Below are 22262 nucleotides of genomic sequence, written 5' to 3'. Positions count from 1 at the left end.
CAAATTCAACTAAGCCAATAAATCCTGCAAGGCTTCTTTTAACGTCGGAAATTTAAACTCAAAGCCTTGCTGTAATAAAGCAGCTGGCTGAACCAGTTGACCATTTAAAATTAATTGCGATTGCTCACCCAATAAAATTTTAAAAACAATTGCAGGCACATTGAGCCACGGCTTTTTCGCTAATTGACGTGCTGCAATCTGCGCAAATTGAGCCTGTGTCGATTTTTCAGGCGCAACTAAATTAAAAATATGCGGATCGATTGGCGTGGGTTCAAGCAATGCATGTTTTTTCTCTGCTTGTTTCATTAAAAACAGCATACTTCGGATCACATCTTGTATATGTATCCACACAAAAGGCTGCCGACCGGAACCTATTTTGTTGACCAAATTGAGCTGAATCGGTCGCAGCATTTGCGGTAAGATTCCGCCACCTTCAGCCAAGACCACACCTAGTCGTGTGATAATGGTATTTTGTTCAGGAAATTGGCGTGTGACTTGCTCCCAACTTTGGCATAGCTCTGACATAAAAATGGCTTGTGGTGCAGCATTTTCATCGCACACTTTTGTCCATTGTTCTTCAATATCAATACCATAATAGCCAACAGCCGAACCTGAAATAATGCATTTCGGAAAAATTTTACGTTTACGTAAATATTGATACAGCGCTTCTGTGGTTTTGACCCGACTTTCTAATAATTGCTGTTTACGCGTCTCTGTCCAGCGACCTTTGCCGATACTTTCACCTGCAAGATTAATCACATAATCAATTCTGTCATGAGGAATTTGATCGAGCTGCTGTACCCAAGTTAAATGTGGTGATTTAGAAATACGCCCAGCCTTACGACTGAGCCCAATCACTTTATAATCCGCAGCTAAAAGTGCCTTGATGAGATGTGTGCCAATAAAACCGCTGCCACCCGTCAGCAGTACTGTGGGCTGATGCATAATTTGTTCTTATCTATATGAAATAATACTGTTATCTATAGAACAAGATCACCAGATGATCAAGCTTTATGCGCCAAACTTTTGAGAAGCCATCCGCTGTGCTTGCGGACCATAAAACCAATAGGTGATTAAATACAAAGGGATAGCCATCAGTAATAACATGATCACCATTAAACTCATAAACTGAGGATGTTGAACATAGAGCATTAAATTTTGCCAAATTTCAGGATCTTTTCTTGAAAAAATTGCGATACCCAAAAGTACAAAACCAAAATTATATAACCAAAAAATCAGGCTAAAACCTAGGGTAAATTTTTTACGTTCTGCCTGTGTCGGTGCTCTCTGATTTTTATTTAAAAACCGAAATAACACCACGATCATGGCAATCAGATAGGGTACGACCGTTAAAATACCACCCACACCCTGTGGCAATAATGCTGCGATCACACCGCAAATACAGGTCATGATTAAACAAATGAAAAAAAACAAGAAAAAATAACGTGTTAAAGACACCATGACCCTAACCCAAGAAGAAGTTGACACCTAGTATAAAAAAAAATGCATTTTTTTTCATTTTCATGTCAACCAATCTGTAATCAGCTACGTTATATAGGGTACAAGGTCTGTAGCAACCGATGATTTGGACGGCATCCACAATGTTTCGGTGACCTTTTTAAAAGCAATAAGTTTCATTTTGAATTTAAGTATGAACAGCAGCCATCACTTAAATTTGAAATCGATTTTTTGACCGACGATTTCATCATCACTCGAATCGTCGGTCTTTTATTTTGTGCCTTATGTATTCAGCATTTAATTTTTATATTCTACACCCAAAAAAATCAGCCGATAAAATATCGACTGACTAAAAACTTGCTGCAACTTTAAAATAAGTCACAACAGCAAAGCCATGTTATGCAGCACAATAGCGATTACGCCCCTGTCTTTTCGCTACATAGAGGTTTTTATCGACCTGATCCAAAAATTGCATTCGATTATCTAGATCTGATGGAATAATGGTTTTTACCCCCATGCTGAGTGTGACGAGTTCAGACACCGCTGAAGCTTTATGCGGTAATCGTGCAGCACGCACGGCCTCCATAATTCTATCGGCCATCACTGCTGCTGCTGCCTCATTGGTTTCTGGTAAAATCCAAGCAAATTCCTCACCACCAAAACGCGCGACTAAATCACGAGGTCGTGTACAACAAGATTCCAAACTTTTCGCAATTTGACGCAGACAGGTATCCCCAATCACATGACCATTCAAGTCGTTGTATTGTTTAAAATAATCCAAATCGATCAGAATTAAACTCAGTGGCTTTTGTGTGCGTATCGCGTTCAACCATTCGCGTTGATAAAAGTCATCAAACAAACGTCGATTTGCAATACCAGTTAAGCCATCTTTATATGAATATTCTTCGAGCTGACGTTGCAATTTTTGTAGTTGTTCCTCTTGTTTTTTCCGCTCGGAAATATCAAACATAAAGCCGACAAGACAATCTACATCACCATTTGGTTTACGCACGACATGAACAACATCACGTATCCAAAGATATGAACCATCTTCTTTAAGTGCACGATAATCTGCTTCATGATCTATACCAGCCATAGACTGTGAAACACAATAATTCAGTACATAATTACGGTCTTCCTCGTGCATACGTGATGCCCAATCATCTACCGTTTTCCAACTACTTTGTTTCCAACCGAGTAACTTTTCAATTTGCGGTCCAATATAGCTGAATGTTTTACTGTCCCAATCAATACACCAAGGAATGGCTAATGTAGACTCTAATAAAGTCTTATACACCATACTATTTGCAAGTTTTTCTTCATCAAAAGGATTATTTGGCATGTTGCATCTCCTGCTACCCCAAATGCAGGTAATACACCTACTGTACAACAATTGATCTATATATAGGATTAGAACAACATTTTATATTCCTAGTTCTTGGTATTTTTTAGCCTAATTTCAAATCTCTGCTATTTGAAATGTGCAATCCATCAAACAAAGAGTAATAACAATGAACCAGCTCTGCTATTTTGAAATTCAAAGCTCCGATCCAAAGCGTGAAGTGGCCTTTTATTCTGCGGTTTTCGGTTGGTCATTTATCCCAGTTGAAGGGCTACCGATTCAATACTTCCGTATTGAAACTCAAGGCATTCATGGTGGCCTCTTAGAGCGCCCTGCTCAGACTCCACCAACGCACTGCGGCACCAATGCATTTACCTGTAGTTTTGAAGTTGAAGATTTCGACCATATCGCTGAGAAAATTTTGGCGCAGGGTGGTCAAATTGCCATGGAAAAATTTGCGATTCCTGGTCAATGTTGGCAAGGCTATTTCTTAGACCCAGACCACAATACCTTTGGCCTCGTACAAGTCGATCCAAATGCACAGTAACAGCTTAGATTGATGACCTTGTAACTGTCGAGAACGACTTAGTTTGACGTATGAATGATTAATCACCCTCGAAAATGTGAACATCTGTGATACTTTAGACCCCAATCAATTTTTTTGATTTTTGGGGGCTTGCATGACTGTTCGTTTTTTTCATACTTCTGATTGGCATTTAGGACAATTCTTCTATAACCACTCACGTGACTACGAACACGAACAGTTTCTTCATTGGTTACTCGAACAAATAGAACAAAAGCAGCCGCATGCCCTGCTGATAGCTGGCGATATTTTTGATGTCATCAACCCAGCTTCCAAAGCGCAAAAACAGCTCTATCAATTTTTAGCCGATGCGCATGTGCGTGCCCCGCACATGCAAACCCTGATGATCGCAGGCAATCATGACTCAGGTTACCGTATTGAACAAGTTGAGCCATTATTAGAAAAATACCATGCCAAAGCTGTTGGCGTGGTCCATAAAAATACTGAAGGTCAGCTCGATTTAGACCGATTACTCGTGCCTATTTATGATGAACACAAAAATATTGTGGCATGGTGTCTAACCTTACCTTTTTTACGGGCTGCCGAGATCACCGGATTCAATGATCAAACCACCAATAGCCAAAACGCTATTACCTATGTGCATCAGCAATTAATTGCGGAAGCCAAAGCACGTAAAACTTCAGATCAAGCCTTAATTTTAATGTCACATGCCCACATGCAAGGCGGTGAAACGTCGGACTCAGAGCGCCCGATTATTATTGGCAATGAAGAAGCGCTTTCGACTGCCCTATTTGATGATGTAATTGACTATGTCGCACTTGGGCATTTGCATAAACCGCAAAAAGTTGGACAAGCCCATATCCGTTATAGCGGCTCACCGATTCCCCTGTCATTTAGTGAAATTAATTATAAGCACCAAGTGCTTGAGATCAGTATTGATCCAACTCAAACAGATGAATCACGCTTTCAAATGGGGTCCTTAGCAATTCCGCGCAGTGTGCAATTGCATCGCATCAAAGGCACAATTCCAGAAGTTTTGGCACAATTATCTGCTTTGGCGAGCGGTGAAATTGAAGATATTGATCAGCGTGAATATGTCGAAATTGAATACCATACCGACACCCCGCCTGCACCTAATTTAAGACAGCAGTTTGAAGAGGCTTTAGCACCGAACCGTTATCGGTTGGTGCGCATCAGCCGCCGTTATTTAAACTCAGATCAAAATAATCAGCAACAAGCCGCAATCAACCTTGATCCACCTACGCCTGAAAAATTATTCCAAAACCTTTGGGAAAAACAAGGCTATGGTGCTGATGACACCGTAATGAAAGATTTTTTAAGTTTGGTCGATGAAGCACAAAAATCACTTGAAGATAATGTGAACGCTTAAGGAATTGCCATGAAAATTTTATCTATACGTATTAAAAACTTGGCATCTTTAGCGGGTGAACATTTTATTGATTTTGAATCTGAGCCTTTAGCCAGTGCAGGCTTAGTAGCAATTATTGGCAAAACTGGTGCAGGTAAATCAACCATTTTAGATGCCATGTGTTTGGCGCTGTTTAATCGTGTGCCACGTTTAAAAGACAGCGATGGTAAACTGATCGATATCGATGGTTCAGAGTTGCCAACCAACTCACCGCAAACCGTATTACGCCGTGGCACAGGTCAAGGCTTTGCCGAGCTCAGCTTTGTTGCCCAAGACCAAAAAGTCTATTCAGCGCGTTGGGAAATTAAACGTGCCCGTGAAAACCCAAATGGCAAATTGCAAAGCGTACAGCGTTCACTGAAATGCTTAACGGATGGCAGTGTCGTTGCAGATAAAACTAAAGCGGTTGAGAGCCAAATTTTACGCATTACTCAACTCAGTTTTGAGCAATTTACTCGTGCTGTTTTACTGGCTCAGTCAGAAGTGACCGCTTTTTTAAAAGCGCGTGATAATGAACGTGGCGAGCTATTGGAATATCTGACCAATTCCAGTATTTTCGGAAAAATTGGTCAATTGGCCTTTGAAAAAACTAAACAAATTGCCAATCAGCGTAAAGAGCTGGAAAATGTTTTAGGACATATTGAAATATTGTCTGATGAAGATCTAATAACAACCACGAATCAATTCAATACGGTTTCTACAGAATATAAAAAGCTGGAAATAGAAAAATCAGCGTTCGAAAAAAATCAACAATGGTATGAACAAAAGCAAAAATACGAAACTGATGTGCAAGCACGTCAGCAACAACTACAAAATCAGCAACAACAACTTGATGCACTTGCGCCTGAAAAGCTACAACTGCAACAACTTGAACGCTTTTCATCTATACGCCCAAGTGTAATTCAACAAAAAAATATCAAGCTTGAAATTGCACAATTACAGCCGCAATTGACACATGCACAACAGCATTTTTCAGAGATTGAACAACAATTCAATGCTGAAAAAACCATCTTTGAAAAAATAGATACAGAACAAAAACAACAGCATCAATTTGAGATTCAACATCAAGACAAAATTAAACTGGTGCGTGACCGGATTGCTGAACGTCTTGTATTGGTAGATCAATTACGCAAAGCGCAAGGTGATTTTAAAGAGATTGAAAACCAACTTGTTCCGCATATCAACAATGAAAAACAGATGAAGGAACAGCTTGAGCAACTGCAAACCAATATTGCTCAACACACGGCACAGCTAGAAAGTTCAAATCACTTTGCCTCACTCGATGATGCACTTTCAGCGCATATCACACAGACTCAACGATTTATTCAAAGTTATGCACAATTTGAAAAAAATTATGGCAATGTGCAACAAGCCAATACACAATTACAGACACAACAAAAACAACTTGAAAAATTAACGCAAACATTTGGGCAAGAAGATGCGCTCAATCAGAAAATTTCATCACTACGTTACGAACGTGACCAGCTTTTACAAAAATTAAATCAGCTCAATGTTGTTCAGCAACAATGGCAAAGCTTCCAAAATATTGATGCTGAAAACAACAATCTCATGACGGTGAAACGTACACTAGCTCAGCAAATTAAACAAAGTCATACGCAGCTAAAAACGGCCGAACTTACCTATCAAACGCAGAAAAATGAGCGTGAAAAACTGCAACACATGTTGCAACAACAGCGCTTACTGAATACGGAAAATATTGAAAAATTGCGTGCAGATTTGGTCGATGGCGAAGCGTGTTTAGTCTGTGGAAGTACCCATCATCCTTATTCAGAAAAAGAAGCTTTTTCTGATGAATTACTGAAACTACAAACGCAACAAGAACAACAAGCACTTGCATTGGAAAAAGTGGCTTTCGAAGCTTGGCAAAAATTACAAACCACCTCCACTCAGCAAACCGCGTTAATGGATGCCAATGCGCAACAGCTAGCGACCTTAAAAATACAACTTGATCAGGCAAAAAATGCGCTTCAACAACAATTAAATATTCTAAATATTTCTTTTGATTTTTCACATCAGCATGAAGCCTTGGCGCAACTGATTCAGACAAGAATCAATGAATCACAACAAGCGCAAAAACAAACTGAAGATGCCTTAATTTCACATGAAAATGCTCAAAAACAAAGTCATGCACTCATAACTTCAATTCAACAAACCACACAGCACTTATCCAGTGTGCAACAAGCTGAAATCAATATTCAGCATATTCTCATTGTGTTGAATGACGTAGAAAAAAAATTATGGGAACAGTCGACTTTAAGCGCGGCTGAACAGATTTATCACACACTACAACAACGTCAAAATTACTTAAAGCAACGCCACGAGTTAAATACTCAATATAATCAAACTTCACAACAGCTTGAGCACTATCAGCAACAAATTAAATTTAGTCAGGAAAAAATTCAAACGGCTCAAAATCTAATTGAAAATTTAACAATTGAGGGCAAAAAAAATAGTGATATTGCGATTCAAACTATTTTTGAGATGACCCAAACACAAGTTGAAAAACCACATGATTGGTTAAATGATTTTGACCAAAACAGACAACTGTTACAGACGAGATTCAATCAGGCTCGTCAAACATTCGATCAAGTACGTCAAGCCTTTGAAACCAGTCAAAGTCGCTTAAAAGAATACCTCACCCAGCAAACACAATTAGTCACTCAAATGAGGCATGTTGAAAATACGCTTCAACAATGGATGAGCCAAAATTCAGAATTTAGTGAAACGCTGTTAGCGCAACTTAGTGCAATTTCATATGAACAAGAACAGCAGCTTAAACAGCGTGTTTTAAATGCAGAACGTGCCTATTCAGATGCTCAAGCAGGTATTCAGGCTATTCAAGAAACGTTGAAACAGCATTTAAAAACACAGCCTGAAATACAAATTTTACAAATCGAGCGTGTCATTGCACTAAATCTTAAAGCCCTTGCAGAACAGCAAGAACTTAGAGATCAACTTAAAAGTAAGTTAGATGTTCATTTTTCTAACCTCAGCAAACAAAAACAATTTGCCGATCAGATTCAACAGATCCAATCTGAAGAACATCGTTGGAATAAAATTTCGAGCTTAATGGGCGATGCAACGGGCAAGAAGTTCCGTGATTTGGCGCAGCAATATAACCTTGATATTTTAATCGAGTATGCTAACCAGCAATTGGCGATACTTTCACAGCGCTATACCTTAAAGCGCCTTGAAAATTCCTTAAGTCTAGCCATTATCGATCATGACATGGATGGCGAAACTCGCTCTGTCTCTTCGCTTTCAGGTGGTGAGTCGTTCTTAACAGCACTCGCTTTATCCTTAGCCATTGCAAGCATGGCATCAGGAACAACGAAAATCGAAAGCCTATTTATTGACGAAGGATTTGGCACGCTAGATGCCTCAAGTCTACACATGGTCATGAATGCTCTGGATCAGCTACAAAACCAAGGGCGTAAAGTCGTGCTAATTTCTCACATTCAAGAAATGCACGAACGAATCCCTGTGCAAATTCAAGTCAATCCTGTCGGAGCAGGTGCAAGCACCATCCAAATCGTATCTTAAAAAAAGCCTGCTTAAAGCAGGCTTTATAATTTTTGATTCTCTAGATCATTACGTCCCGAGTGGACGTAGCGTTAAAATCTGTTCACTACGCCCAAATGGGCCATGGACATCATGCAATACAGAACTACTCAAACCAACACCATCCGCTCCATACTGCTGCACGGTTTCCAGACCTAACCACTGTCCCTGTGGTAAACGGTGCAAATGGATTTGTAGATCCAGATTTGGAAAGCCCCAGCCAAATGGCCAATCCTGACGCGGAACAATACCATTGGCGGTATCAACCATGCCCATTAAACGGACAAAATCAGCAGTCGGCTCACCTTCAACCATGTCATGCTGTGTTCTCAGCCACACAATGCCTTGACCTGCACGGCGCCCATGGCTTCTTGCTTCAATCGACTGAATATATCCCCCCGGCCACTGACGGATACCGTCCCAAATCGGCGCAGTTTCTGGCCCAGTCACATCAGCATCCTCCAAACCTTTCACGGACTGGCTATTTTGCGTCATCATGCGCCAAGTGCGTGCCACAATGCAGGTTTTGCCCTGAGCCCGCATTTCAGATTCAATCAGTTCAATGGTTTTTCCCGGACGAATCACTTGCGTGATTATTTCAAACTCGCCAGCAGGAATTAAGCCCAAAATATCGAGGCTAATGCGCCCGATACGCATATCATGACGTGGTGAAAAACGGTCTAATTCAGCACAAATAATGCCTGTAGCTGGTGCCATGTGTTGCTCATGTGCATTCCATGCACCTTGTGCTAAATTGGTCGAATGGTAATGTGCCGTGACACAGCCTTGCGCATCTACGTCGCGTTGAATCAACTGATAATATGCCGTCATGAACTTCCCTATTTGTCCAAGTGTGAATTACTTCAATATCAAAAACATCCTGATTATTTTGTACTCAACTTTAATGGAAAGTTCAAATTAAAAGGCTCACTTTGAACCCATAGGTTTCATCTATTGTGAAAATTTATCTGCTGTGCTTACACTTTATAAGCCTAGTTTTTGAAAGCAGGCTGAATCTTCTGTCCTATTTTGAATAATCACGTGCGCCAAACAATGCTGTCCCCACGCGAACCATCGTTGAACCCGCAGCAATCGCATCAGTCATATCGCCTGACATCCCCATACTTAATGTATCCCAATCTTCAGGTTTCGCATGCTGTGCTTTGACGTGTTCAAAGAGCATTTTGGCATCAGCAAACGCTTGCGGATTGTTTGGAGCAGGAATTACCATCAGTCCACGTAAGCGTAAATTCGGTAGCGTAGAAATCTGTGCGACCAAATCTGCTACTTCATTCGGCTGACAGCCATCCTTCGTATCTTGCGCATCAATATTGACTTGTAGGCAAATATTCAAAGGTGCTTGCGTCGCTTCTCGCTGGCTTGATAAACGCTCCGCAATAATCAAACGGTCTACCCCATGCACCCAAGCAAAGTTTGAAGCCAAATGTTTGGTTTTATTGCGCTGTACATGACCAATGAAATGCCAATCAATCTCTAAATCTGCCAAAGCCTCAATTTTTTCAAGCGCTTCTTGCAGATAATTTTCACCAAATGAGCGTTGCCCCGTTGCATACATTTCTCTTAGCATTTCAGCAGGATGCGTCTTAGATACAGCCAACAATTCAACCGATTGCTGTGGTCGACCCGCAAGTTGGCAAGCCTGCTCAATTTGCTGCAAGACTTGATTTCGTGCTTCTTGAAGTTTATTCATTGACTGGGTTCTCATTTCATTCATCTTTTTTTGCATTGCCCTGCAACTAAGTGTTGGTTAAGCTGTGGGAAAGCCTTATTATTCTATCAAAATAATTAAGATTTAATTTTTATCTCGGGGATTTTATGGACATTACAGAACTATTGGCCTTTGCTGCCAAAAATAACGCTTCGGATTTACATTTATCTTCTGGTATGCCACCAATGATTCGTGTGGATGGTGAAGTTCGTCGTATCAACCTTCCTGCTCTTGAACATAAAGAAGTGCACAAATTGGTTTACGACATCATGAACGATAAACAGCGTCGTGATTACGAAGAAAAATTAGAAACTGACTTTTCATTTGAAGTACCTGGTGTGGCTCGTTTCCGTGTGAACGCATTTAACCAAAACCGTGGTGCTGGTGCCGTATTCCGTACCATTCCTTCAAAAGTACTAACCATTGAAGATCTTGGCATGGGCCAAATCTTCAAAGATATTTGTGAATATCCACGTGGCATCGTATTGGTGACCGGTCCAACAGGTTCGGGTAAATCAACCACGCTTGCTGCGATGGTTGATTACATCAACGACAACCGTTATGACCATATTTTAACGGTCGAAGACCCGATCGAATTTGTACACGAATCAAAAAAATGCTTGGTCAACCAACGTGAAGTACACCGTGATACGCACGGCTTTAACGAAGCACTTCGTTCTGCACTGCGTGAAGACCCGGATATTATCTTAGTCGGTGAGATGCGTGACCTTGAAACCATTCGTTTGGCGCTGACAGCTGCTGAAACCGGTCACTTGGTCTTCGGTACACTCCATACAACCTCTGCCGCAAAAACCATTGACCGTGTGATTGACGTATTCCCTGCTGAAGAAAAAGACATGGTTCGTGCCATGTTATCTGAATCACTTCAAGCCGTAATTTCACAAACCCTACTCAAGAAAAATGGTGGCGGTCGTGTGGCTGCGCATGAAATCATGATCGGTATTCCTGCGATCCGTAACTTGATTCGTGAAAACAAAGTCGCGCAAATGTATTCTGCGATTCAAACGGGTGCCAACTACGGTATGACCACACTCGATCAAAGCTTAAAAAACCTTGTCGCAAAAGGCATTATTAGTACGCAAACTGCACGGACTGCAGCGAAACAACCCGAATCTTTCTTGTAATTTTTTTATTTTTCTGGGGCGATCGTTATGGATTTTAACGGCTTACTTGATTATATGGTGGAGAAAAAAGCATCGGATTTGTTTATTACAGCCGATGTTGAACCCTCGATTAAGATCAATGGGCAAATTTTGCCAATTGGCTCGACTAAGTTACCGGGCCCGACTGTCGGTCAAATCTTACATTCGATTATGTCTGACAAACAGCGTAAGGAATTTGCCGATACGCGCGAATGTAACTTTGCCATTAGTAATACCAGTAAATCTGCTCGTTTTCGTGTCAGCGCCTTTCAACAACGTGACCAGCCAGGTATGGTGCTGCGTCGTATCGAAACCGTTATTCCAACGATGGATGAGTTGAAATTACCGCCGATTTTAAAAGAATTAGCGATGACCAAGCGTGGCATTATCATTTTCGTAGGTGCAACGGGTACAGGTAAATCAACCTCTTTGGCATCTTTGATTGGCTATCGTAATGAAAATAGCAAAGGTCATATCATTACAATTGAAGACCCGATTGAATTTGTACACCAACACCGAGGCTGTATCATTACCCAACGTGAAGTGGGTATTGATACCGACTCTTTCGAAGTTGCCTTAAAAAATACGCTACGTCAGGCACCTGACGTGATTCTGATTGGTGAGATTCGTTCACGAGAAACTATGGACTATGCGATTGCCTTTGCTGAAACCGGTCACTTGGTTTTTGCAACACTGCATGCCAACAACGCCAACCAGGCCATCGATCGTATCATTCACTTCTTTGAAGCAGATCGTCATAGTCAGCTATTCATGGACTTGTCTTTGAACTTAAAAGCAATGGTTGCGCAGCAGTTGATTCCAACCATTGATGGTAATTCACGTCGTGCTGCCATTGAGATTTTGATCAACTCACCTTTAATTTCAGACTTAATCCGTAAGGGTGAAGTGCATGAAATTAAAGACCTGATGAAGCGTTCTCGTGAACTAGGTATGCAAACCTTTGACCAAGCCTTATATGACCTTTATAAAGCCAAGCAAATTAGCTACAAAGATGCGCTCAAACATGCCGACTCACCGAACGACCTGCGTCTACAAATTAAATTGTCTGAAGAAGGCGGTGAGCATTTACTGCGTGCAAATTCAAATATTACCTTTGATGGTCAACATTAATTTTGCTTAAACGCTTTCGGAAATAAAAAACAGACTTCACATGAAGTCTGTTTTTTATTCATTCTCATCCGCATCGGATTATTTTTTACGATATGCTTCTTGGCATTCAGGCGCATCACAATAGCCATAAAGATTTAATGAGTGACCTGTAAGTTGGAAACCAAATTTTTCTGCCACTTGATGTTGCTCATGCTCAATCACATCATTAGTAAATTCCACCACTTTATTGCAGTTTTGACACACAATATGGTCATGGTGATCTTCTTGCATAATCTCAAAAACAGAATGATTGTTTTCAAAATGATGGCGTTGAATAATACCTGCAGCTTCAAACTGTGTTAACACGCGATACACAGTTGCTAAACCCACATCTTCACCCTGTTCAAGTAAAGTCTTATAAATATCTTCTGCGCTTAAGTGATGTTGTCTTGAATTTTCAAGCAATTCCAATATTTTAATTCGTGGAAGTGTAACTTTAAGTCCAGCTTTACGTAAATCTTGATTTGAAATAGGCATGAAAAAAGGTCTCTCAACAAAATTAAAGTTGGAATATGCAACAAAGTTTAGATGCAGTATGATCTATCCTTGGATCAAATGCATCATAATTAATTTGGGATAGTTTAGCAAAATGCAAAAAATCATGCTGACGTTATTTGTCACTTCATTGCTCGTAGGCTGTTCAACCTTGGGCGTTTATAAAGTTGATATTCCACAAGGTACACCTTTAACTCAAGCACAAGCGGCTAAAATTCAAGTGGGAATGAGCCACCAACAAGTTCGCTTTTTGCTAGGTAGTCCAACTGTTGCCGATCCAATGAATCCGTTACGTTGGGACTACATTTATAAGTATACCCCAGGAACATATGCTAAAAAAGCCAAGATTCCTGCTGCACATGGTCAACACTTAAAAATCTTCTTTGACCAAAACGGTATCGTTCAAAAAATTGAAGGCTTAGAAACCATTCCAGAGTCTCAACCTGGCTTACCAGGTTCTAAAGAAGCGATTTTAACTGCGCCACCACTATAGTCGCTTTCAGATAAAAATAAACCCCTAAATTTAGGGGTTTTTTTTATAAGTACAATTGTTTGAAACGATTGCCTCGACAATAACGACCAACGGGATTTTTCTTGGCGCGATTACGACGAATATCTTTCGGATTAATGGTTAATGCACGATAGATTTCGACACGATCACCTGCTTCAAGTAACTGAGATGAATCGCTTACACGCGCCCCGAAGATTCCTAGTGTTAATACTTCTGGTAAATCTACTTGTTTTCGAATGCCACTTTGCACAATAGCATCTTCAACCGTCATACCGGGATTAAAGATTAGAGGAATTAATATCTGCTGTTCCACGCTCGCATAAGCCACCCACACTTGTAACTGAGCTGTCATTAGAATAACTGCCCAATCACAGCCACCAATGCCAATATTATTGACAAGGGCACTACGATACGTACAGCAATACGCCAAATATTATAAAAGGTTTCATGACTGAAGTTCATTGACTTACGTAGATGACTAATCTTCATAATCCAACCTGCGAAAATCGCATAAATCAGACAAATAATTAAGCCCCAAATCAACAAGGCAATATTAAATACTGGAACAACAGTGCTCAGTGCCCATACAAAAACCGCAACCAATAAAATCGCCCATTGCACCACTATGGCCAATTGGCGTTGTTGTAATTGTTCACGTGCCATTTGAATCAGCAATGCTGAAGCTGCGACTAAACCCACAACCAGTGCTAAAGCAGATACTTGTGCTTTTGCTGCGAAAAAGGCAAAAGCAACCACTGCCAAAAGTTGAGCGATCCAAATCGGAAATACCGTTTTGCTTGCAATCTCTTGTTGCTTCACGGCTGGTAAACTTGACTGCCAATACAAGCCCATCCCCAAACCACTTGCTACGAGCGCCAAGACAGTTGCATTGCCCCACTCACTAAATTCGAGCGCAGTCATTTTCCACTCTGGTAAGGCAGTTCCCATAACATTCGCTAAAACTACTGCAGCAATCACACCAATAGCGGTCAAAATCACTAAAAATTGGCGTGGTACAAACGACAATGCAAATGCAATGACCGCAAGGACAGCCAAAATAATGCTATAGGCAAAGCCATTAGCTGTAAAAATTGCCACATATTGCGACGCGGCTGAAAGCATGGCACCTGCTAAAAATGGAATAAATACTACGGCAAGCCAACCGACTATACGCCATTTGGGTGAAGCATCCGCATCACGTGTTAGCGAAGACAGTGCTTGAACTGCTGTAATTTTTGAACGTTTTGCTAAAGCAATTTCCAAATAACATAGCGGTAAAGCTAAAATAAGCATTGTACCTAGCCACAACAGCCAGAAATCTAGCTGACGTTCAATTTGAATACCTGTTACCGGTGCTAAAGTTGCAATAATGATAAAAGATAAACAGAACGCCATCAGTGGCGATAACCATTTCGACATCGCATTGTCCTGCATGACAAATTCCTTTGAAAATTCTAGCGCTATTTTGCCTTGCTGTGCCTTGAAAATCAAAAACAAAAAGCAAATCACCTTAAAGGTGATTTGCTGCGCAAATGATATTATTAGAATTTAATTGTTTTTATTTCATTTTTTGAGGTTATGAAAAGAAACGTGCAAACCAATTTTTGCCTTTTTTCTTTTCTTTTTCTTTGATGATACCCATCATATTTTCTTTAACCGCACCGACATAATCAGCATCATCGTGCTGAATATGGTTAATCAGCCATTTTGAAAGCACTTCATGTAATTCATTTTCAATCGCATGCCCCATTTCAAAACGGTCACGGTAAGATTCAATTTTTTTAATAAATAAATCATGTACGCGTTTATGTGGCACACGATATTTATAACCCGCTTCTTCTTGTAAAGATTCTTCGAAGGTAAAATGTGATTGCGTGTAATCAATAATGTTTTCCAGAATTTGTTTTACACGATCACGATCTGTATTTGCGTCAATGCCATCAATTTCATTGATGTAGTCAAGAATCCGTTTGTGTTGATCGTCAATCACATCGATACCAGTATTGTATTCTGGAACCCATTTCATTTTCATTACGACCACCTATAAATATGAAGGACTTATCACGTAAATTTCATCATATAATTAAAGAACTTAAATAAAAATGAAGTAAAAAGGTTGGTTTTAATTGAAATACTGCCATTTATATTGTAATCAATTGTTTTTATTATGTTAATTTATTTAATCCCGAGTATAAAGCTAAGATATTTTTTAATCAATTCAATATCTTAGAAAACACCCTTAATTCAATAAAGTGTAAGATATTCATTTTTATAATGAATATCTTTCATTCAAAATTAATACTGATCTGCACGTGTGACACGTTTTAAAGATGGGTCCAGCCGCTCACGTTCTAAACGTTCAACAACCGTCTTTGCAGCACGAATTGGACGACCATGTTGAAATAAAATCATTTCACCCGGCTCAAATGCTGTCCAAACTTCGTTTTGCGTTAGGGGTTCAGTGGTAATCACGGCAACACGGTCTTCAGGCGTAGTGACTTCACTAAAATCGACTTCAACATCAATATCAATCAACTGTGCAGGCTGAAATGGAAACTCTCGAACCAGCCAATGCAGCTTGGTAATCGCATAACTAAATAGCGCCTGCCCATTCGACAAACAAAAATTAAAGGTGCCATGTTCTGCAATTTTAGGAGAAATTTCTAATAACAGATCAAACACCTGATCGAGTGTAGGTTCGGTATAACCAAAACGTTTCACCATTTGCTCGAGCAAATAGCAAAAGGCCAATTCACTGTCGGTATTGCCGACGGGGCTGAAGCGCCCTGTGAGCTCAGGCTGAAAGCCATGTAGGTCGCCATTATGTGCAAAAATCCACTGTCTGCCCCACAATTCACGACTAAATGGATGTGAGTTTTCAAGATTAATTTTGCCTTGTGTCGCTTTACGAATGTGTGCAATCACATTGCGAGATTTAATCGGGTAGTTTCGGATCAGCTCAGCAATCGGAGACTCTACAGCAGATTGATTGTCGACAAATAAACGACATGCTTTATCTTCAAAAAAAGCGATACCAAAGCCATCACAATGATCTGAGGTAATTCCTGCTCGCTGCGAAAATCCCCGAAACGAAAAAGTAATATCGGTAGGAGTCGCACAATTCATTCCGAGCAGCTGGCACATATCGATCATTTCAGCAGTAAATCTATGATTTCTCTATTGTGCATGACAGTTTTAGTTGTTGTAAATCTAAAATCGGCGCCATTGTAAGAGTTTTTATAATCCAACAGGGCAAATACATTATTTGATCTTTTCAAATCTCACTTAGCCAACTGATAAATAATAAAAAAGCCTCAAAAGAGGCTTTTTTATATCAAAAAATGCTAAGTATCTTAAGCTTTTTTCACATTGGTTCGATTGGTGATTAAAGTCCCCACACCATGATCTGTAAAGATTTCAAGTAATGTTGCATGAGGTACACGACCATCAACGATATGCGCGCTGATTACGCCGCCTTTGACTGCATCTAATGCACAGCCAACTTTCGGAATCATGCCGCCATAGATCACGCCAGTTTCAATCAAACGATCGACTTCTTGGGTGGTTAACCCAGTCAGCAGATTTTTATTTTCGTCTAAAACACCCGTGATATTGGTCAAAAGAATTAGCTTTTCCGCACCCAATGCTTCAGCCACTTTACCTGCAACCAAGTCAGCATTGATGTTATAGGTGTTGCCGTCTTCGTCTACACCTAATGGTGCAATCACAGGAATAAAATCGCTTTGGGTAAACATTTCAAGTACGTCAGTTTTCACACCAACCACTTCGCCAACTAGACCTAAATCAATCTGTTTTACTGAACCATCTTCGGCTGTTTTTTCCATCAATAATTTTTGCGCACGGATCAAATTACCATCTTTACCCGTTAAACCAATTGCACGGCCACCGTGTTTATTGATTAAGTTCACAATCGATTTGTTCACGCTGCCGCCCAAGACCATCTCGACAACTTCCATCGTTGCAGGATCAGTCACGCGCATACCGTCAATACGATCAGACTCACGGCCTAATTGTTTGAGGAATGAATCCACTTGTGGACCACCGCCATGAACCACAATCGGATTTAAACCAACCGTTTTCAGCAGCACGATATCACGTGCAAATGAGCTCTCAAGCTCAGGATCGGTCATGGCATTACCACCATACTTCACTACCAGCGTCTTACCCGCAAAACGTTGAATATACGGCAAAGCTTCCGTCAGGATTTGTGCTTTGTCGATGCCAGTATGTTGATGTGGCATTTGCCTCTCCTTATTGAGCATCTGGAATGTCATGAGCAATGTCTGGATAGTGCTCAACTAACATGGAAACAAACAGATCTCGTATTTCTTTTAAGCGTGCTGATGAGTTGGCATCAAAGCGTAAAGTGAAATACTCACCTGTATTCGATGCTCGAATGATGCCAAATCCATCATCAAAATCAAGGCGTATTCCATCAATTTTACTGATTTGTGCCAGAATTCGCGTAGAATTGGCTTCAACCTGCTTTAAAACTTCCGCTGGATCATGCTGATGCGTACTGACATATAAATCTTCGGTACTAAAGCGCTCTGGATATTTCGCCAAAGCTTCTGACAATGTCAGCCCCTGAGTTTGAATATATTCTAAGACCCTTAAGGCAGCATATAGACCGTCGTCATAGCCACCACCACGACCGTCATTAAAAACATAATGCCCTGCGTATTCACCACCAAAAACCGCTTTGCCTTTAGATTGGGAAATATATTTTCGCAAGAAACTACTGCCCGTTCGAATCATGACAGGCTGCGCATCTAAATCGCACACGGTATCCCGAATCATTGTTGAACATTTCACATCAAATACCACCTCTGCATGTGGTTTTTGAGTCAAACAAATTTCAGCAAATAAACACAATAATCGATCTGCAGAAACGACTTTGCCAGTTTCATCAATCAGCACTAAACGATCACCATCACCATCTAAAGCAATGCCAATATCGGCTTTTTGTAGCTGTATGGCTTGGCGGAGATGGGTTAAATGTTTGAGCTGTGATGGATCTGGAGCATGATCAGGGAAATGTCCATCAGCTTGGCAACGTAATGCCAAAACTTCACAGCCTAATTTATTTAATAATAAGGCTGCACAATGCCCAGCTGAACCATGCATGCCATCGATCACCACTTTAAGTGGTTGCTGTAAATGAATGTCATCTAAAATAAATTTCTGATAGGCCAAACAATATTCAGGCTTGATTTCGTGTGGCTCAATTTCAGTCATCAAATGCACACGTTCCGATGAAAAACAATTTCGTGCTTCGACTGCAACGTGTTGAATCATCTCTGGACAAGGTGGCTCACCTTTGATAATCCACTTGATACCATTATCTGATTTTGGATTATGGCTCGCCGTCACCATAATGCCATTGCCTTGAAATTGTCCCGCAATAAAATACAACATCGGGCTTGAGCAGCAGCCAATAATTTCCGCTTCAAGGCCAGCCTCATGGCAGACTTTTTGAATTATTTTTGCATAGGTTGGACTGGTTAAACGCGCATCATAGCCAATGGCAAGTCTCTTTTGCCCTACATCTAAATATTGTTTGACTAAGCCACAAGCAATTGACTGAACTAAATCAGCATTTAAGAGCGATATTTTCCCGCGAATGTCATATGCACGAAAAATATGTTGCGGAAAGTGACTAAACAGTGAACCCATACTATGTTCTTCTAATTACATCTTTATTAATTAAAAAATCTTAAATTCTATTTAGAATTTAAGCTTTTAATTAAAGGATAAAATCCTGAAAAAAAGTGTAGCTTTTTTATAACAATTTTAGTTAATAATCAATTAATAATATTTAAACACTGATCAAAAACTTAAAATCAATCCAAAAACACCTATTATCTCTAAATTATTTTTTTAAATAAATCAAAACTTTACAATTTATAAAATATCAAACCACGCGTTCATCTATATTTATTTTACTTTTCAAACATTTTTAAACCCCTCTTCCACTCTGTACAAATATAGTAAATTGATTAAATTTAAATCAACAAACAAGGCTCAATTTATTCTTCTCTATTAAAATATAAACCGAGTAATTTCATCAGAATTAAATTTTTCGAGATAAGCCTATAAACGATATTGATAAAAGCCTAAACACTCTAAATATAGGTTTGATTTTTAATAAATTAAAATGATATAAATAAAAACCATCACGAGGATGGTTTTTATTAGCTACTTGATTGTAGGCATTTACTTGTCAACACACTGGATCAAAAGTCTTGCGCTGATTAGTTTTTACCTGTATGACCAAAACCGCCTGCTCCTCGTTCAGTGGCTTCAAACTCATCCACAATATCAAACTGAGCTTGTACAACTGGCACTAAAACATATTGTGCTAAACGCTCACCCGGCTCTAGGCTAAATGCCGTTTGGCTACGGTTCCAAACAGATACCATCAATTCACCTTGGTAGTCTGAGTCAATCAAACCGACCAAGTTACCCAACACGATTCCGTGTTTATGACCTAAGCCTGAACGTGGCAGAATTAAACCTGCAAAGTTAGTATCTTCGATATAAATCGATAGGCCTGTTTTTACCAGAACAGTTTGACCCGGTTCAATTACGGTGGTTTCTTCTACACATGCACGGAGATCAAGACCTGCCGAACCTGCTGTGGCATAAGTTGGCATTGGCCATTCCGTACCTAAACGTGTGTCGAGAACTTTAACTTGAACTTTCATGGTTCATTCCTGTTTCAATAAAACGAATTTCAAAAAATAAATAAAATATTCTACGCTTTAAGCTTTAACGCTTAATCAGCGCGCGTAAATTTTCTAAATAATGCTGTGCTTGCTGTTTAGGATCGATATCCCCTGCCAGCTTTTTCTTGCGGCCTAACCACTCCAATTCATCTTGTGGCAGTTCGTCCAAGAAACGGCTTGGTGTCATTTGTCGCATTTGACCACCGGCTTTACGTTGCTCTGCTAGAGTCATAGTTAAGCCTTGACGTGCACGAGTAATCCCCACGTACATCAAACGTCGTTCTTCCTCGACCGTGTCAGCAGCAATGGAGTTTTTATGCGGTAGAATTTCTTCTTCCAGACCAATCAAATAAACGAATGGAAATTCCAGACCTTTCGACGCATGAAGTGTTAACAAATTGACTTTATCGGTGTCTTCTTCTTCTTGTTGCTGTTCTAACATATCGAGCAGCACCATTTTACGAATCACACTTTCAATGTTCTTTTCATCTACATCTTCAGCGCGGTTTATCAAACTTTGAATACTGCTATATAGCACTTCAATATTATCCAGTTTGGTTTTTTCCTGCGCAGGAGTAGCTGCAGATTCTTTAACATAGTCGATATAACCTGCTTCAATCATCATGCGACGAATGATCGGAACAGGTTCATCATCTTCTAATAATTCACGAGTAAAGGTCGAAATAAAGTCCGCAAATTCGGCCAATTGGGTTGTGGCTTTTTTCGGAATCGCCATGCTTAAGCGCTGGTCACCTGCTGCACTGAGTAAGGATAAATTACTTTCCTGCGCAAATAAGCCAAGCTTTTCCAAAGTCACAGGACCAATCGCACGTTTTGGCGTATTGATAATTCGTAAAAATGCACTGTCATCTTCAGGGTTGATGATCAAACGTAAGTAGCTCATCAAGTCCTTAATTTCAGCACGAGCGAAGAAAGACTGACCACCCGATAATTTATACGGGATCTGCATTTGGCGTAGCTGTGTCTCTAGAGCACGCGCTTGGAAATTACCACGGTATAAAATGGCGTAGTCTTTCCAATTTTTACCGTTCATCAGCTTGTGCGTAATCAAGTCTTTTACCACGCGTTCTGATTCATCATCGTCATTACGACAAGTAATCACGCGGATTACTTCACCATGGCCTTTATCTGACCAAAGCTTTTTATCGAAAATATGTGGGTTATTGCCAATAACTGTATTGGCAGCTTTTAAAATACGACTGGTCGAGCGATAGTTTTGCTCAAGCTTAATCACTTTCAGATTACGGAAATCTTCCTTCAATAAAGCCATGTTCTCAGGCTTAGCACCACGCCATGCATAAATCGATTGGTCATCATCACCTACCGCAGTGAATTGTCCCATGACACCCACGAGTAATTTCACCAAAATATATTGCGCGGTGTTGGTATCTTGATATTCGTCGACCAATAAATAGCGGATTCGATTTTGCCAACGATCACGCACTTCTGCATTTTCTTGTAATAAGCGCGTTGGCATGACAATTAAATCATCAAAATCAACGGCATTGTACGCACGTAAATTACGCTCATACAGTTGATACAAATGCGCAAATTGAACATCTTCTGCTGTTTCACAAGTGGTGTGCGCTTGCTCAGGTGGAATCAGATCGTTTTTCCAATCTGAAATCATTTTCATGGCTTTGGCAATCAGCTCTTTACTTTCTGCACCCGACAAATTGTCACGATGCATTAAATCCATCAAAATGCGTTTGCAGTCATCTGCATCTAAAATAGAAAAGTTATTTTTTAACGGTGTATTTTTTAATTCCAAACGAAGCATGTTTAGCCCGAAGTTATGGAATGTAGAAACCGACAGCCCTTTTGCCTCTTCACGACTCATCAGCTTCGTCACACGCTCTTTCATTTCACGCGCAGCTTTGTTGGTAAAGGTCATTGCGGTGATACGGTGCGCAGGAATACCACAATGCTTCACCAGATAGGCAATTTTACGGGTAATCACCGATGTTTTGCCTGAACCTGCCCCTGCAAGTACTAACAAGGGTCCTTGAGTGTATTTCATTGCTTCAAGTTGCTTGTCGTTCAACTGACTTGCCAGTGACATAGTCTTT

20 protein-coding genes are annotated in these 22262 nt (G+C 40.2%); 6 read left to right on the top strand and 14 right to left on the bottom strand.

Translation table 11 applies throughout. The features are described from left to right. Positions 1–9: 9 nt before the first annotated feature. From FTT94_RS07360 to FTT94_RS07350, 3 genes are all read right to left on the bottom strand, one after another. Positions 10–945, bottom strand: a complete 936-nt coding sequence (locus tag FTT94_RS07360) for a TIGR01777 family oxidoreductase (RefSeq protein WP_168379055.1) — start codon at positions 943–945, stop codon at positions 10–12. A gap of 66 nt (positions 946–1011) precedes the next feature. Further along, positions 1012–1461 carry an ABZJ_00895 family protein gene (locus FTT94_RS07355; RefSeq protein ID WP_168379056.1) on the bottom strand — a complete coding sequence of 150 codons (450 nt, stop codon included), beginning with the start codon at positions 1459–1461 and terminating at the stop codon, positions 1012–1014. 394 nt (positions 1462–1855) lie between these two features. After that, a complete protein-coding gene (locus tag FTT94_RS07350; RefSeq protein WP_180170505.1) occupies positions 1856–2800 on the bottom strand; it encodes a GGDEF domain-containing protein in 945 nt (314 codons plus the stop codon). A 169-nt stretch (positions 2801–2969) separates the two neighbouring features. On the opposite strand from FTT94_RS07350, the gene FTT94_RS07345 reads away from it, so the two are divergent. The 3 genes from FTT94_RS07345 (at position 2970) to FTT94_RS07335 (ending at position 8337) form a co-directional block, all read left to right on the top strand. After that, positions 2970–3347 carry a VOC family protein gene (locus tag FTT94_RS07345; RefSeq protein ID WP_180008234.1) on the top strand — a complete coding sequence of 126 codons (378 nt, stop codon included), beginning with the start codon at positions 2970–2972 and terminating at the stop codon, positions 3345–3347. 133 nt (positions 3348–3480) lie between these two features. Beyond that, complete coding sequence (locus FTT94_RS07340) at positions 3481–4734, top strand: exonuclease SbcCD subunit D C-terminal domain-containing protein (RefSeq protein ID WP_373686021.1); 1254 nt, start codon at positions 3481–3483, stop codon at positions 4732–4734. Positions 4735–4743: 9 nt separating this feature from the next. After that, complete coding sequence (locus FTT94_RS07335) at positions 4744–8337, top strand: AAA family ATPase (protein ID WP_180026561.1); 3594 nt, start codon at positions 4744–4746, stop codon at positions 8335–8337. A 48-nt stretch (positions 8338–8385) separates the two neighbouring features. On the opposite strand, the gene FTT94_RS07330 is transcribed toward FTT94_RS07335, so the two are convergent. Continuing rightward, entirely contained in the window at positions 8386–9186 is an 801-nt protein-coding gene (locus FTT94_RS07330) for a thioesterase family protein (protein ID WP_078193098.1), read from the bottom strand. A gap of 193 nt (positions 9187–9379) precedes the next feature. Further along, complete coding sequence (locus FTT94_RS07325; RefSeq protein WP_180026560.1) at positions 9380–10066, bottom strand: YggS family pyridoxal phosphate-dependent enzyme; 687 nt, start codon at positions 10064–10066, stop codon at positions 9380–9382. 125 nt (positions 10067–10191) lie between these two features. Here FTT94_RS07325 and FTT94_RS07320 point away from each other — a divergent pair, with 125 nt between their 5' ends. Together FTT94_RS07320 and FTT94_RS07315 are read left to right on the top strand one after the other, a co-directional pair. Next, positions 10192–11229, top strand: coding sequence for a type IV pilus twitching motility protein PilT (locus FTT94_RS07320; RefSeq protein WP_078190026.1), 1038 nt, complete (start codon positions 10192–10194; stop codon positions 11227–11229). 27 nt (positions 11230–11256) lie between these two features. After that, a complete protein-coding gene (locus FTT94_RS07315) occupies positions 11257–12378 on the top strand; it encodes a PilT/PilU family type 4a pilus ATPase (RefSeq protein WP_168379063.1) in 1122 nt (373 codons plus the stop codon). Between the two features lie 78 nt (positions 12379–12456). On the opposite strand, the gene fur is transcribed toward FTT94_RS07315, so the two are convergent. Further along, positions 12457–12894, bottom strand: a complete 438-nt coding sequence (gene fur, locus FTT94_RS07310; protein WP_078193101.1) for a ferric iron uptake transcriptional regulator — start codon at positions 12892–12894, stop codon at positions 12457–12459. 112 nt (positions 12895–13006) lie between these two features. On the opposite strand from fur, the gene FTT94_RS07305 reads away from it, so the two are divergent. Continuing rightward, the gene (locus FTT94_RS07305) at positions 13007–13405 is read left to right on the top strand and encodes an outer membrane protein assembly factor BamE (RefSeq protein ID WP_078193102.1); all 399 of its coding nucleotides are present in this window, start codon (positions 13007–13009) and stop codon (positions 13403–13405) included. 43 nt (positions 13406–13448) lie between these two features. Here FTT94_RS07305 and FTT94_RS07300 read toward each other — a convergent pair whose 3' ends face one another. The 8 genes from FTT94_RS07300 to FTT94_RS07265 all read right to left on the bottom strand — a co-directional run bounded on the left by FTT94_RS07300 (position 13449) and on the right by FTT94_RS07265 (position 22255). Continuing rightward, on the bottom strand, positions 13449–13775 hold the full coding sequence (locus tag FTT94_RS07300) for an RnfH family protein (RefSeq protein WP_180004252.1): 327 nt from the start codon (positions 13773–13775) through the stop codon (positions 13449–13451). Beyond that, a complete protein-coding gene (locus tag FTT94_RS07295) occupies positions 13775–14857 on the bottom strand; it encodes a hypothetical protein (RefSeq protein ID WP_180004250.1) in 1083 nt (360 codons plus the stop codon). The genes FTT94_RS07300 and FTT94_RS07295 overlap by 1 nt, the downstream gene beginning before the upstream one ends. 142 nt (positions 14858–14999) lie before the next feature. After that, positions 15000–15455 carry a bacteriohemerythrin gene (locus FTT94_RS07290; RefSeq protein WP_078190032.1) on the bottom strand — a complete coding sequence of 152 codons (456 nt, stop codon included), beginning with the start codon at positions 15453–15455 and terminating at the stop codon, positions 15000–15002. A gap of 263 nt (positions 15456–15718) precedes the next feature. After that, a complete protein-coding gene (locus FTT94_RS07285; protein ID WP_111885279.1) occupies positions 15719–16567 on the bottom strand; it encodes a class II glutamine amidotransferase in 849 nt (282 codons plus the stop codon). A 209-nt stretch (positions 16568–16776) separates the two neighbouring features. Then, positions 16777–17685, bottom strand: coding sequence for an acetylglutamate kinase (gene argB / locus FTT94_RS07280; protein ID WP_078190033.1), 909 nt, complete (start codon positions 17683–17685; stop codon positions 16777–16779). Between the two features lie 10 nt (positions 17686–17695). Further along, positions 17696–19120, bottom strand: coding sequence for a phosphomannomutase/phosphoglucomutase (locus tag FTT94_RS07275; RefSeq protein WP_180050362.1), 1425 nt, complete (start codon positions 19118–19120; stop codon positions 17696–17698). Between the two features lie 578 nt (positions 19121–19698). Then, positions 19699–20151, bottom strand: coding sequence for a dUTP diphosphatase (dut, locus tag FTT94_RS07270; RefSeq protein WP_111885270.1), 453 nt, complete (start codon positions 20149–20151; stop codon positions 19699–19701). Positions 20152–20215: 64 nt separating this feature from the next. After that, entirely contained in the window at positions 20216–22255 is a 2040-nt protein-coding gene (locus tag FTT94_RS07265) for a UvrD-helicase domain-containing protein (protein WP_078193107.1), read from the bottom strand. Between the last annotated feature and the right edge of the window lie 7 nt (positions 22256–22262).

Source organism: Acinetobacter sp. YH12027 (genome assembly GCF_013420085.1).
GTDB classification, from domain to species: domain Bacteria; phylum Pseudomonadota; class Gammaproteobacteria; order Pseudomonadales; family Moraxellaceae; genus Acinetobacter; species Acinetobacter amyesii.
The sequence above is the reverse complement of the archived record's forward strand: the minus strand, read 5'-3'. Positions and strand labels throughout refer to the sequence as shown.